The organism is Streptomyces sp. NPDC003379, from assembly GCF_053589195.1.
In genome coordinates, this window is sequence record NZ_JBSFRK010000021.1 from 85,855 (window position 1) to 98,625 (window position 12,771).

Genomic DNA, 12,771 nt, shown 5'->3' on the forward strand with positions numbered 1-12,771 from the left:
CCGCCCCGTTGACGGGGTAGCGGGTACCGTGGCCGCGTAATGAAGAGCCGAGACTGGTGGTGGACGTTGTGCTGATGCAGGGGTTCGCGAACTTCATGTGGCTGCTGTCGCTGGCCCTGATTGTCTTCAGCGGATTCGCGCTCATCGACGCCGCCATCCGGCGCGAGGACGCCTATCGGGCCGCGGACAAGAAGACGAAGCCGTTCTGGCTGATCATCCTCGGGCTCGCCTTCGTGGTGAACCTGATCTTCAACATTCTGTCGTTCCTGCCGATCCTCGGCCTCATCGCCACCATCGTCTACATGGTGGACGTGCGCCCCGCGATCCGGCAGATCACCGGCGGCGGCGGCCGCCGCGGCGGCTCCAGCAGCGACGGGCCGTACGGGCCCTACAACGGCGGCCGGTAGAGAGCAGCCGACCGGGCCATAGGGCCCACACGGCCCACAGGGTCCATAGGGCCCAGGTAGGCCCCGGTCCGATGGCCCGCCGCGCGCTAGTGGCCGCCCGGCGCCCGGTCCAGCAGCAGGACCGCCACGTCGTCCGTGAGATCACCGCCGTTGAGGTCCCGCGCCTCGTTCACGGCCGCTTCGAGCAGTTCCTCGCCCTGGAGCCCCGCGGCGATCTGGCGGCGGACCATCTCCACCATGCCCTCCTGCCCCAGACGCTGATTGCCCTGGCCGATCCGGCCCTCGATCAGGCCGTCCGTGTAGAGCATCAGGCTCCACTTCCCGCCCAGCTCCACCTGCCGACGCGGCCATCGGGCGCGCGGGAGGAGGCCCAGGGCGGGGCCCCCGTCCTCGTACGGAAGGAGTTCGGCGAGGCGGCCCTCGCGCGCGATCAGCGGCGACGGGTGCCCGGCCAGACAGAGACCGGCCCGGCGGCCGTCGGGGGCGATGTCGACCGTGCAGAGCGTCGCGAAGATCTCGTCGTCCGCGCGCTCGTGCTCCAGGACCTTCTGGAGGGTGGAGAGCAGTTCGTCGCCGCACAGGCCCGCGAAGGTCAGCGCGCGCCAGGCGATCCGCAGCTCCACTCCGAGCGCGGCCTCGTCGGGGCCGTGGCCGCAGACGTCGCCGATCATGACGTGCACGGAGCCGTCGGGGGTGCGCACGGTGTCGTAGAAGTCGCCGCCGAGCAGGGCGCGGGAGCGGCCGGGCCGGTAGCGGGCGGCGAACCGCAGCGGTGAGCCGTCCAGGAGCGGCGTCGGCAGCAGGCCGCGCTCCAGGCGCGCGTTCTCCTGGGCCCGCAGCCGTGACTCGGTCAGCTGGCGCTGGGCGGCGTCGGCGCGCTTGCGCTCCACCGCGTACCGGATGGCGCGGCTCAGCAGCCGTCCGTCCAGCTCCTCACGGAAGAGGTAGTCCTGGGCGCCGACGCGCACGGCCTCGGCGCCACGCTCGGAGTCGTCGTTGGCGGTGAGCGCGAGGACGGCGTGGCGTGGCGCGAGCCGCAGCACGTGCTTGAGGGCGGCGAGCTCGTCCTCGTCCTCCTCGGGGGTGCCGGGGACGGTCAGGGCGAGGTCGAGCAGGATGCAGTGCACGTCGTCCGTGAGCAGCCGCTCGGCCTCGGTGAGGTTGCGGGCGGTGCGGATACGGATGGGCTTGCCCGCGGAGTCGAGCAGCCGGGGAACGCTCAGTGACCCCGCGGGGTCGTCCTCGATCACCAGCAGGCTGAGTCCGGTGTTGGTGCCCGTGCTGGTGCCGGGGGTGGGGCTGGTTCCGGTGCCCGAGCTCGGGTCAGTGTTGTTGCTGGGACCGCTGGGACCACTGGGGCCGCCGGAGCTGCTGGCACTGCCGTCGCCGGTCGTCTCGTCGTGGGCGGGCGTCGCCGCGTCGTGCGGGGGCGCCGCGTGAGCCTGACCGCCTTCCGCGGCCGGGATCGCTCTCTGCCGCGGTATGGGTACGGGCATCGCTTGGTTCCTTCCCTCCCCCCGAGGGCATGGTGCCGCGCAGGTCGACGCGGCACCGACGGGGACCTTAGCGGTAGCCGCGCCTCCATTGGAATGCCGCGCGGCAAACCGCCACCGTCATATGCCGCATCCTGGAACGCAATTGGGCACGGCAGGGCACCGATGGGGATGACGAACATCACGCCCCGGGGGTTGAGGGGAGGGCCAGGAGGTGGAGTGGGTCACACACCCCACGCCCGCCGCCCGGCCCCCGAGCGCTTTCGGCGGCGTGACGCTACTTGTCGGGCCGTACGACCCCGAGGATCTTCATGGAACCGGCTCCCGCGATCGTCACGTCCCGCCCCGGCCGTGGCGCGTGCACTATCGCGCCGTCGCCCAGATACAGCCCGACGTGGCTCGCGTCCGCGTGGTAGATGATCAGGTCGCCGGGGCGCATGTTCTTGACGTCGACGCGCGGCAGCTGCTTCCACTGCTCCTGCGAGGTCCGCGGGATGCCGCGCCCGGCCGCCGCCCATGCCTTCGACGTCAGCCCCGAGCAGTCGTACGAACCCGGGCCCTCGGCGCCCCATACGTACGGCTTGCCGATCTGGGCCGTGGCGAACTCGACGGCCTTCTTGCCCTGTGGCGTCGCCTTGCCCTGCACGTCCTTCAGGACGCCCGAATCCACCCACGCCGACTGCTTCTTGAGGGCGGCCTCCTCCTCCAGCTTGCGCAGCCGATCCCGCTCCTCCTTCTCCAGCCTCGATTCGAGCTTCTCGGCGTCCGCGATCTTCTTCTTTATCTTCTTCTTCGACGCGGCCTTCGTCTTGCGGTTGGCTTCCAGCTTCTTCCAGCGGGCCGTGGCGTCCTTGGCGTATATCCGCAGGTCGTCCTGGGTCCTGTCCAGCTCCGTGAGCATGCCCTTGGTGGCCTTCTGGCCCTGCCGCAGGCGTCCGGCGCCGTCCAGGAACTGGCTCGGGTCGTCGCTGAGCATCAGCTGGGCCTCGTCCGGCAGGCCACCGCCGCGGTACTGCGCGCGGGCCGCGGCGCCCGCGCGTGCCTTGAGCTTCTTCAGCTTCGCCTGGCCATCGGCGATCTCCTTGGCCAGCTTCACGATCTGCTCGGACTGCTTGTCGGCCTTCTCCTCGGCAGCGTTGTACGCGTCCGTGGCCACGCCCGCGTCGTGGTAGAGCTTCTCGATCTCCTTGCGGACCTGCTCAAGTGTCTTGTCCGAGAGTCTCTTGTCCGAGAGTCCCTTGTCCGACCCGGGCGTCGGCTCCACAGGGCTGGACGGGGGCGAGGGGCTCGCATACGCCGCTCCCGGCGCGGTCACCACCACAGCCGCGCAGATCAGCGCCACAGTCGCCGCCGTCGAGTATCGCTTGCCGGTCACGCCCTGCCACCCCCAAAGCTGATTTACCGTCAGTAACTTCTCGTCGCCCTCGGGATGGTGCCATGCCGACGCTCAATGCGACAGAGCCCGACAGCAAACTCCGATCCCCCACCCGCCTCATGTGACGAACGGTCCGTGGCGTTCGTTCCCCGCAGGTCAGGGCCTCAGGGTGGACTCCGGGTCCCACCTCCGGGTGACCTAAGGGTTCACCCTTGGTTGCCTTCCGGCGGCCTTCCGGCGGCCTCCGGGTGGCCTAAGGGTTCACCCCGCCCGCGGTGCCAACGCCCCCCAGGCCACCGTCACTTCCCCCTGCCGCCACCGCGAACTCCCGTCGAGGACCGGCCAGTCGCTGCTCAGATCGCGTACCGACCTGATCCACCGCTGGCGCGCCCCGTACGAGGCGTACGGCGCCGCGGCCGCCCAGGCCCGGTCGAAGTCCCGCAGGAACGCGTGCACCGGCTCGCCCGGCACGTTCCGGTGGATCAGCGCCTTCGGCAGCCGTTCGGCGAGGTCCGAGGGCCGCTCCAAGGAGCCGAGCCGCGCCGCGAAGGTCACCGTGCGCGGTCCCTCCGGGCCGAGCGCGACCCAGACGTGCCGTCGGCCGATCTCGTCGCAGGTGCCCTCGACGAGCAGCCCGCCGGGGGAGAGCCGCCCGCAGAGCCGCTCCCAGACGGCGGCGACCTGCTGCTCGTCGTACTGCCGCAGGACGTTCGCGGCCCGGATCAGCGCGGGGCTGCCCGGCAGCGGCACCTCGAAGCCGCCGTGCCGGAAGGTGAGTCCCTCCCGCTCGTAGGGCCCGGCCGCCGCGACGCGCGCCGGGTCGATCTCGATACCGACCACGCGCGCGTGGGGAGCGACGGTGCGCAGTCGGAGCAGCAGTTCGACGGCGGTCCAGGGCGAGGCGCCGTAGCCGAGGTCGACGGCGACGGGGTCGGGGGAGCGGCGCAGGGCGGCGCCGTGCGTGGCGGCGATCCAGCGGTCCATGCGGCGCAGCCGGTTCGGGTTCGTGGTCCCGCGCGTCACCGTTCCCACGGGGCGGGAGGGGGTGCGGGGGGCCATGGGGAAAGGGTATGCGGGCGCGGCGGTGCGGAGGCTGACGGTTCAGGGGACGGCGCCCCAGAACCGCGTACCGCTCGTAACGCTTTGGCAAAAAGGAACAGAGACGAACGAGAGCGGAAATGGAGTAGAGCCTTCCGGTGTTCCCCTACCGGAGGTACGTACGCCCTCCGTGTCGTCATGCCCGTACGCAAGGAGGACCGCCACGTGAGCCAGTACGTGTCCAGGCTCGGGCGTCGCTCCCCGGCGGCCCCCCCACGGCTCCGCATGCCCGGGACCCAGCGGCGCCCGCGCCGCGTGGCCATGCTGAGCGTGCACACCTCGCCGCTGCACCAGCCCGGCACGGGCGACGCGGGCGGCATGAACGTCTACATCGTCGAGCTGGCCAAGCGCCTCGCCGCGATCAACATCGAGGTCGAGATCTTCACGCGCGCCACCACCGGCGCCCTCCCGCCGAGCGTGCAACTGGCGCCCGGAGTCCTCGTGCGCCACGTCGACGCGGGCCCCTATGAAGGCCTCGCCAAGGAAGAGCTGCCGGCCCAGCTCTGCGCCTTCACGCACGGCGTGATGCAGGCCTGGGCGGGCCACCGCCCCGGCTACTACGACCTCGTCCACTCCCACTACTGGCTCTCCGGCCACGTCGGCTGGCTCGCCGCCGAACGCTGGGGCGTGCCCCTCGTCCACGCCATGCACACCATGGCCAAGGTCAAGAACGCCGCGCTCGCCGAGGGCGACACTCCGGAGCCGGCCGCCCGCGTCATCGGTGAGACGCAGATAGTCCGGGCCGCCGACCGCCTCATTGCCAACACCTCCGAAGAGGCCGCCGAACTCGTACGCCACTACGAGTCCGACCCCGGCAAGGTCGCCGTCGTCCACCCCGGCGTCAACCTCGACCGCTTCCGCCCGGCCGACGGGCGCGCCGCGGCCCGCCACCGCCTCAGCCTGCCGCAGGACGCCCTGATCCCCCTCTTCGCGGGCCGCATCCAGCCCCTGAAGGCCCCCGACGTGCTGCTCCGCGCGGTCGCCGTGCTCCTGGACGAGCGTCCCGCCCTGCGCTCGAACATCGTCGTCCCCGTCGTCGGCGGCCCCAGCGGCAGCGGCCTCGCGAAGCCGGAAGGCCTCCAGAAGCTCGCCGCGCGGCTGGGGATCGCTGACGTGGTGCGCTTCCAGCCGCCGGTGGGCCAAGAGCAGCTGGCGGACTGGTTCCGCGCGGCGTCCATCCTCGTGATGCCCTCCTACAGCGAGTCCTTCGGCCTCGTCGCCATAGAGGCGCAGGCTGCGGGCACGCCGGTCCTCGCGGCCTCGGTGGGCGGCCTGCCCGTCGCCGTACGCGACGGGGTGACGGGCTTCCTAGTCTCCGGCCACGAACCGGCCCACTACGCGCGCGTGCTGCGCGATTTCGCCGACCACCCCGAGCTTGTGGACCGCATGGGGTCGGCGGCGGCCCGGCATGCGCAGTCCTTCGGCTGGGACAGGGCGGCGGCCGCCACGGCGGACGTCTACAACGCGGCCGTGCACGATTTCCGCCGTCGCGTACGCTCGCATCATGGCTGAGCGGACTGGCGGGGCGCCTGACACTGGCGGGGCGCCCGAGGCTGGCGGGGCACCTGACACTGGCGGCGCGCCCGAGGCTGCGGAGACGGCGGATGCCGCGGCGGGTACGAATGCTGGGGCGATGGCGGGTACGGGTGGTGCCGCGCTGAGCGCGGGCGGTGGCGGTGCGGCGGGTACGGGTGGCGTCGCGGCGAGCGCGGGCGGTGGCGCTGCGGCGGGTACGACCGGCGTCGCGCCGAGCGCGAGTGGTGGAGCGGTGGATATGACCGGCCTCGCGCCCCGCGCAGTCATCGAGCGGACCCTGGACGACGCCGAGCTGGAGTGGGAGAACCCCGAGCCCGGCTCGTACGTGGTGAAACTCCCCGGCACCCGCAAACTCTCGACCACCCTGTCGATGATCGTCGGCAACCACTCCCTCTCCCTGAACGCCTTCGTGATCCGCCACCCCGACGAGAACCACGAGGCGGTGCACCGCTGGCTGCTGGAGCGGAACCTCCGCCTCTACGGCGTGAGTTACGCGATCGACGCCCTCGGCGACATCTACCTCGCCGGCAAGCTCCCGCTCTCCGCGGTCACCCCCGCCGAACTGGACCGCCTCCTCGGCGCGGTCCTCTCCGCCTCGGACGACTCCTTCAACACGCTCCTGGAACTCGGGTTCGCGTCGGCGATCCGCAAGGAGTACGAGTGGCGGGTCTCGCGGGGCGAGTCCACGCGGAATCTCGACGCGTTCAGCCATCTGACCCGGCCGAAGGGTTAATGGAGGGCGGTAGCGGCGCTACGGCACTACGGACGCGGCGCGGCCACGGAATCCGCACGAGGCGCAACGGGCTCTATGGACTCCACCGGCTCTACCGGCTCTACAGCGCCCCCGCTCGAAGAGGCGTCCTCCTCAGGAAGCCCCCGCATAAGCCCCCAGTACCCGAACGCCGCCCCCGTCCCGAGCACCGCGCAAGTCGCCCACAGCCACTCCGCCCCGAACCGGTCGATCATGAAGCCGGCCATCAGCGGCGCGACCAGCGCGGCCACGGACCAGGACATCGTGTACATGCCCTGGTAGCGCCCGCGCCCGTGCGTGGGGGAGAGCCGTACGACCAGACCGGTCTGGGTCGGCGCGTTGACGATCTCCGCGAGCGTCCACACGCACACCGTCAGCGCGAAGATGCCCACGGACCCGGCGAAGGCGGTGAGCCCGAAGCCGTACCCGGCGACGACCGAGGAGATCACCAACAGCCGCCGCGGGTCCTGGTGTTCGATGAAGCGCGTGACCGGGATCTGCAGAGCCACGATCAGCACACCGTTCACGGCGATCGCGAGGCCGTAGTCGGCGGGCGCGAACCCCGCCTCGCCCATGGCGACCGGCAGCCCCACCGAACCCTGCTGGAAGATCAGCGCCACCAGGAACGACAGCCCCACGACCCCCATGAAACGCCCGTCCCGCAGCACGGTCCCGAGCCCGACCTCCGGCTCGGCGGCCTTCTCCAGAGCCGTCCGCACGGGCCGCGACTCCGGCAGCTTCGCGAAGACGACGATCGCGCACACCATCGTCATGGCGGCCTCGATCAGGAAGCCCGCGCGATAGCTGTACGAGGCGATGAACCCGGCGCCCGCCGACGAGATGGCGAAGCCCAGGTTGATGGCCCAGTAGTTGAGCGAGAAGGCCCGCACACGGTCCTCGGGCCGCACGATGTCCGCCATCATCGCCTGCACGGCGGGCCGGGAGGCGTTGCTGGCCATGCCCACCAGGAAGGCGACGCCGGCGATCGCGAGGGGATGCTCCATGAACCCGAGCAGCGCCACGGAGGCCGCCGTCGACGCCTGCGCGATGAGCAGCGTGGGCCGCCGCCCGAGCCGGTCGGTCATCACCCCCGCCCCGAGCGAGGAGACGACGCCGCCGAGGCCGTGGAGGGCGGCCACGAGACCCGCGTACGAGGCCGAATAGCCCCGCTCCAGGGTCAGATACAGGGCCATGAAGGTGGCGACGAAAGCCCCGAGCCGGTTGACCAGTGTGCTCGTCCACAACCACCAGAAGGCACGGGGAAGCCCCGAGACGCTCTCCTTGACGGCACGTCTCATGGCGGTGAATGGCATTGCTGATCCCCCCGGCTGTAAGTGTCTCTTGCGCTATGCACACATTACAATCCGCCCACCATGGGCCGCCACCCAGTTGACGAGAACCGTCAACTGCCACACCCTCTCCTCCCTCCCCCTCCTCCCTCCGCCTCTCCTCCGCCCGCGCGCGCGAGGGCCGCCGGGGTTCGATTACGCTCAGAGGCATGGCCGACGCACCGTACAAGCTGATCCTCCTCCGCCACGGCGAGAGCGAATGGAACGCGAAGAACCTGTTCACCGGCTGGGTGGACGTCAACCTCAACGAGAAGGGCGAGAAGGAGGCGGTCCGCGGCGGTGAGCTGCTCAAGGACGCCGGCCTGCTCCCCGACGTGGTCCACACGTCGCTCCAGAAGCGCGCGATCCGCACGGCGCAGCTCGCGCTGGAATCGGCCGACCGCCACTGGATCCCCGTACACCGTTCGTGGCGCCTGAACGAGCGCCACTACGGCGCCCTCCAGGGCAAGGACAAGGCCCAGACGCTCGCCGAGTTCGGCGAGGAGCAGTTCATGCTGTGGCGCCGCTCGTACGACACCCCGCCGCCCGCGCTGGACCGCGACGCCGAGTACTCCCAGTTCTCCGACCCGCGCTACGCGACCCTCCCCCCGGAGCTGCGCCCCCGGACGGAGTGCCTGAAGGACGTCGTCGTCCGCATGCTCCCGTACTGGTTCGACGGCATCGTCCCCGACCTCCTGACGGGCAGGACGGTCCTGGTAGCCGCCCACGGCAACAGCCTCCGCGCCCTGGTCAAGCACCTGGACGGCATCTCCGACGAGGACATCGCGGGCCTGAACATCCCGACGGGCATCCCGCTCACCTACGAGCTGGACGCCGAGTTCAAGCCCCTGAACCCGGGCGGCACCTACCTCGACCCGGATGCCGCGAAGGCGGCGATCGAGGCGGTCAAGAACCAGGGCAAGAAGAAGTAGGCCCACCCAAGTAAGCCCCCGACCTGCGCTTTCTGGCAGGACGGGGGCTTCTTGGTGACTCGTCGGCGTCGGCGGCGATGGCCGATGGCGACCTCTCAGGTGTATACGCCGGACCTCTGCACGCGCCGGACCTCACGGACCCCCCGAATCCGAGATCCCCTGAGCCACTTCCCCGACCAGGTCCAGGATCCACTGGCCGAACGCCGTCGGGGCGATCAGTACGCCGAAGACCAGGACGATGACCACCGTCAGTTTTTCGTCGTTGCGGCTCCTGGCCTCGGTGCGTCTGCGGAGGCGCAGGATGATGACGACAGCCAGGAGAACCGCCACGTTGATCGACAGCACCATCGGCCAGGCCCCCTCGGAAGAGAACGTCCCGGCCTTCCTGTCTAGCCTCCAACCCCCGCCCCGGGCCCCCAAGTCGCCCGCACTTGGCAGCAAAGCGCTCATCCGCGGCCGGATCGGCACGTGCGGAGTGCCTATGCCAGCACGGTGCCCATGCCAGCACAGCGCCTATGCAGGGGCGGGCGACCAGGGGCGGGCGACTCAGGAGAGAAACGCCGTCAGCGTGTGAAGTTCAGGTACTTCCACGCCCCATGCGTCGTCGAGTTCACGCTGTCCCCCGACGTCCCGTTCACATACGACGAGCGGATCCGCGCGCGGATGCCCGACTCGCCGGGTGCCCCCAGGCGCACCGCGGACGTGCCGTCGGAGCCGAGCTCGAAGTACTCCGAGCCCGTCGCGTGCCACTTGCGGTCGGGGCCGTAGACCTGGATCTCGAAGCGCTGCTTGCGGTCCTTGTAGTACGTCATCGAAGTGGAGAGCACCGGGTCGGTGTTCTTGTGGAAGTAGTGGTACTTCGTCGAGCCGATCTTGCCCGTCTTGTAGTGCCTGGAGACCGAGCTGGAGATCTTGACCTTGGCGTACGCCGTCGACGTGGCCTTCGCGGAGGCCGACCGCGCGTCTCCGGAGAAGACGGCCGTGACCTTCGTGTCGCGCTTCATGTCGACCGTGGCCGACAGGTTCCCGCGCGAGTTGACGGTGCCCTTCTTCATCAGCTTGTTGGGCTTGTCGGCGCCGTAGGGGTCGGCCCAGATCTCCACGGTGCGGTTCTTGTGCGTCGTACCGAGGTGCGCCGTGAAGGAGACGTCCGCGCCGTAGCCGTAGACCTTGCCGTTCTTGTCGAGCGTGAGCGCGGTCTTCGAGCGCGAGACCTCCACCGTGTCCGACGCCGAGGCCGCCGCGTGCGTGGCGTCACCCGCGTACGCGACCTTGTACGTCACCTTGCCGCCCGCGGGCGGGGTGTCCGTGAAGGAGAAGGAGCCGTCCGCCTTGGTCCTGACCGGGGGCAGCTCCTTGCCGGGGGCGGGCGACTCGACGTCCGTGCGGGTGACCGCCAGGACGGTTCCGGCCGGGAGGCCCGCCCCGGTGAGCTTGCCCTTGACGGTGAGCTGCTTGGCTCGCGGCGCCTTCGCGGGCGCCTCGACCGTCAGCTTGGGCAGGGATTTGGCCGGGTCGGTCAGGACCCGCAGCGAGAAGACGTCGTTGCTGTTGGAGGTGACCGCGAAGAGCCGGCTGCCGTCCGGCGCCCAGGCCAGGCCGCCCTCGGCGAGGGTGTCCGCGCCGCTGCTCTGGCCGGTGTTCGGGAAGTCGTACTCCCGCACCTTGGACCACTGGCCCTGCCGGTAGACGTGCACGTCGGGCCGGTACCAGGAGGAGGTGCCCGCCGCCACGGTGCCGTCGGGGGCGATGTCCACGGCCGCGCCGTAGTCCCCGGAGTCGTAGCGGCCCACGGGGGACAGGTCCTTCGTGGAGTACACCGGGTGGTAGTACGGGGAGCCGCTGGCCGTGACGATCTGCGTGCCGTCGGGCGACACCGCGATGTCGTCAAAGAAGCTGCCCTCGACCGACTTGGAGACCCGCACCTCCGGCTTCGGGCCCGAGACGTCGTACACCGTCAGGGCGTCGCTGCTCGTCGCCTTCTCGCCGGCGACGAGGATGCCCGAGTCGGGGTCGGAGCCCAGCTCGGGAGCGGCGTAGAAGCTCACGTCGCCGTCCTGGTCGAGCGCGACGACCGGCTCCTCCCCGGCGAGGTCGAGCGAGCCGATGCCGCCCGCCGCGGAAGGCCCGTAGCCGAACCAGAGCTTTCCGCTCGCCAGCGCCAGCGTGCGCGGCTTCTCGGCGCCGTCGAGGGCGTAACTGGCGCTCTGGGAGTACGAGGTCGTCTCCACGGAGACGATCCGGTTGAGGCCGGCGACAGCCGCGTACACCTGGCCGGAGTCGGGCGAGAGCGCCAGGCCCTCGACGTCCGGCAGCCCGTCCAGGGTCGCCTTGACGGTGCCCGCGTAGTCCGTGACGACGATCTTGCCGCCCTTGGGGTCGGAGACGTAGACGCGCTGGTGCTTACCGTCCACCAGTACGTCACCGGCCGACCGCACGTCGAGAACCTTGGCGGAGTCCGCCGCCGCCGGGCCGGACGCCACGGCGACCAGCGCCGCCGAGCTGAAGAGGACCGCGAGCGCTGTCGCGGTCGAGATGGTGCGCGTACGCACGGTGATGTGACCCCCCACATGAGTGGCCCGGGCCGTTCGCCCGAGCCGGAATCCCTAGTTCACAGCGCAGGTTATGGCATGTCTGTGACAGTTGTGGAGGAAGTTTCACAAGGTGATCGGCCCGGCGGCGGCCGGCCCGCCTCACGCACACGTGCGCCGTTGATGCGCCCCTGCCCGGCGGCATGCAATGGGAGGTAGGCAGCGCGTCCCGTACGCCTTCGAGGAGGAGACCATGGCCGAGTCCCCCAAGCCCGTAGTCATAGCGATGAACTGCACCTGCGGCCCCGGCTGCCAGTGCGGCTGCCAGTCCGGCGGCGCCTGCCAGTGCGGCGGCGGCTGCGGCTGACGCCCGCGCCCCGACACGGCAGGAACGGGCAGGAACAGACAGCAGGAACAGACAGCAGGAACAGGCAGCAGGAACAGGCAGCAGGAACGGGCAGGAACAGAACAGACCGTGCCCCGCACGACAACCTGACGTCGCGCGGGGCACACACACGTACGGAGCGAATAACGCACCTCGCGGGTGAGAAGGACGCGGAGAGCCCTACGCCCCCTCCACCGCCGCCTACGCCCCCTCCACCGCCGCCGGGCCCGACGCCTGGATCTCGTCCGCGTGCTCGCCCGTCACCAGATAGACGACCCGCTTGGCGACCGACACCGCGTGGTCCGCGAAGCGCTCGTAGTAGCGGCCGAGCAGCGTCACGTCGACGGCCGTCTCGATGCCGTGCTTCCAGCGGTCGTCCATCAGGTGCTGGAAGAGCGTGCGGTGCAGCTGGTCCATCTCGTCGTCGTCCTGCTCCAGCTGGAGCGCGAGGTCGACGTCCTTGGTGATGATGACCTCCGCCGCCTTCGCCATCAGGCGCTGCGCGAGCTGGCCCATCTCCAGGATCGTGGCGTGCAGGTCCCGCGGCACCGCCGAGTCCGGGAAGCGCAGCCGGGCCAACTTGGCGACGTGCTGGGCGAGGTCGCCCGAGCGCTCCAGGTCGGCGCTCATCCGCAGCGAGGTCACGACTATGCGCAGGTCGGTGGCGACCGGCTGCTGCCGCGCGAGCAGGGCTATCGCGCGCGCCTCCAGCTCGTGCTGGAGGTCGTCGACCTTCTGGTCGGCGGCGATCACGCTCTCGGCCAGCTTCAGATCGGCGTCGAGCATGGCCGTCGTGGCGCGGCCGATCGCGGACCCGACCAGGCGGGCCATCTCGACCAGGCTCTCGCCGATCGAGTCAAGTTCCTCGTGGTACGCGTCCCGCATGTGGCTGTCCCTCTCTCGTACGTCTCAGGGGGCTGGCCCCTACGCTGCCA

At 70.6% G+C, this 12,771-nt stretch carries 11 protein-coding genes; 4 read left to right on the forward strand and 7 right to left on the reverse strand.

Annotated elements, in window-relative coordinates; genetic code table 11:
- Window positions 1–74 precede the first annotated feature (74 nt).
- Complete coding sequence (locus ACWDVB_RS22030) at window positions 75–407, forward strand: DUF2516 family protein (RefSeq protein ID WP_451516513.1); 333 nt, start codon at window positions 75–77, stop codon at window positions 405–407.
- Window positions 408–493: 86 nt separating this feature from the next.
- Here ACWDVB_RS22030 and ACWDVB_RS22035 read toward each other — a convergent pair whose 3' ends face one another.
- The 3 genes from ACWDVB_RS22035 to ACWDVB_RS22045 all read right to left on the reverse strand — a co-directional run bounded on the left by ACWDVB_RS22035 (window position 494) and on the right by ACWDVB_RS22045 (window position 4,334).
- On the reverse strand, window positions 494–1,903 hold the full coding sequence (locus ACWDVB_RS22035; RefSeq protein WP_451516465.1) for a PP2C family protein-serine/threonine phosphatase: 1,410 nt from the start codon (window positions 1,901–1,903) through the stop codon (window positions 494–496).
- Between the two features lie 274 nt (window positions 1,904–2,177).
- Entirely contained in the window at window positions 2,178–3,275 is a 1,098-nt protein-coding gene (locus tag ACWDVB_RS22040) for a C40 family peptidase (protein WP_451516466.1), read from the reverse strand.
- A 261-nt stretch (window positions 3,276–3,536) separates the two neighbouring features.
- Window positions 3,537–4,334, reverse strand: coding sequence for a class I SAM-dependent methyltransferase (locus ACWDVB_RS22045; RefSeq protein ID WP_451516467.1), 798 nt, complete (start codon window positions 4,332–4,334; stop codon window positions 3,537–3,539).
- Window positions 4,335–4,538: 204 nt separating this feature from the next.
- Between ACWDVB_RS22045 and mshA the strand changes: the two genes are divergently transcribed.
- Window positions 4,539–5,885: a D-inositol-3-phosphate glycosyltransferase gene (gene mshA, locus ACWDVB_RS22050; protein ID WP_451516468.1), complete on the forward strand. Its 1,347-nt coding sequence runs from the start codon at window positions 4,539–4,541 to the stop codon at window positions 5,883–5,885.
- A gap of 262 nt (window positions 5,886–6,147) precedes the next feature.
- Window positions 6,148–6,642: a YbjN domain-containing protein gene (locus ACWDVB_RS22055; protein ID WP_451516514.1), complete on the forward strand. Its 495-nt coding sequence runs from the start codon at window positions 6,148–6,150 to the stop codon at window positions 6,640–6,642.
- A gap of 26 nt (window positions 6,643–6,668) precedes the next feature.
- On the opposite strand, the gene ACWDVB_RS22060 is transcribed toward ACWDVB_RS22055, so the two are convergent.
- Window positions 6,669–7,973 carry an MDR family MFS transporter gene (locus tag ACWDVB_RS22060; RefSeq protein WP_451516469.1) on the reverse strand — a complete coding sequence of 435 codons (1,305 nt, stop codon included), beginning with the start codon at window positions 7,971–7,973 and terminating at the stop codon, window positions 6,669–6,671.
- A gap of 185 nt (window positions 7,974–8,158) precedes the next feature.
- Here ACWDVB_RS22060 and ACWDVB_RS22065 point away from each other — a divergent pair, with 185 nt between their 5' ends.
- Window positions 8,159–8,920 carry a phosphoglyceromutase gene (locus tag ACWDVB_RS22065; protein WP_451516470.1) on the forward strand — a complete coding sequence of 254 codons (762 nt, stop codon included), beginning with the start codon at window positions 8,159–8,161 and terminating at the stop codon, window positions 8,918–8,920.
- A 132-nt stretch (window positions 8,921–9,052) separates the two neighbouring features.
- Here the strand turns inward: ACWDVB_RS22065 and ACWDVB_RS22070 are convergent, their stop codons facing one another.
- The 3 genes from ACWDVB_RS22070 to phoU form a co-directional block, all read right to left on the reverse strand.
- Entirely contained in the window at window positions 9,053–9,268 is a 216-nt protein-coding gene (locus tag ACWDVB_RS22070; RefSeq protein WP_451516471.1) for a hypothetical protein, read from the reverse strand.
- A 215-nt stretch (window positions 9,269–9,483) separates the two neighbouring features.
- The gene (locus ACWDVB_RS22075; RefSeq protein WP_451516472.1) at window positions 9,484–11,472 is read right to left on the reverse strand and encodes a YncE family protein; all 1,989 of its coding nucleotides are present in this window, start codon (window positions 11,470–11,472) and stop codon (window positions 9,484–9,486) included.
- Window positions 11,473–12,037: 565 nt separating this feature from the next.
- Window positions 12,038–12,721: a phosphate signaling complex protein PhoU gene (gene phoU, locus ACWDVB_RS22080; protein WP_451516473.1), complete on the reverse strand. Its 684-nt coding sequence runs from the start codon at window positions 12,719–12,721 to the stop codon at window positions 12,038–12,040.
- Window positions 12,722–12,771: the final 50 nt, after the last annotated feature.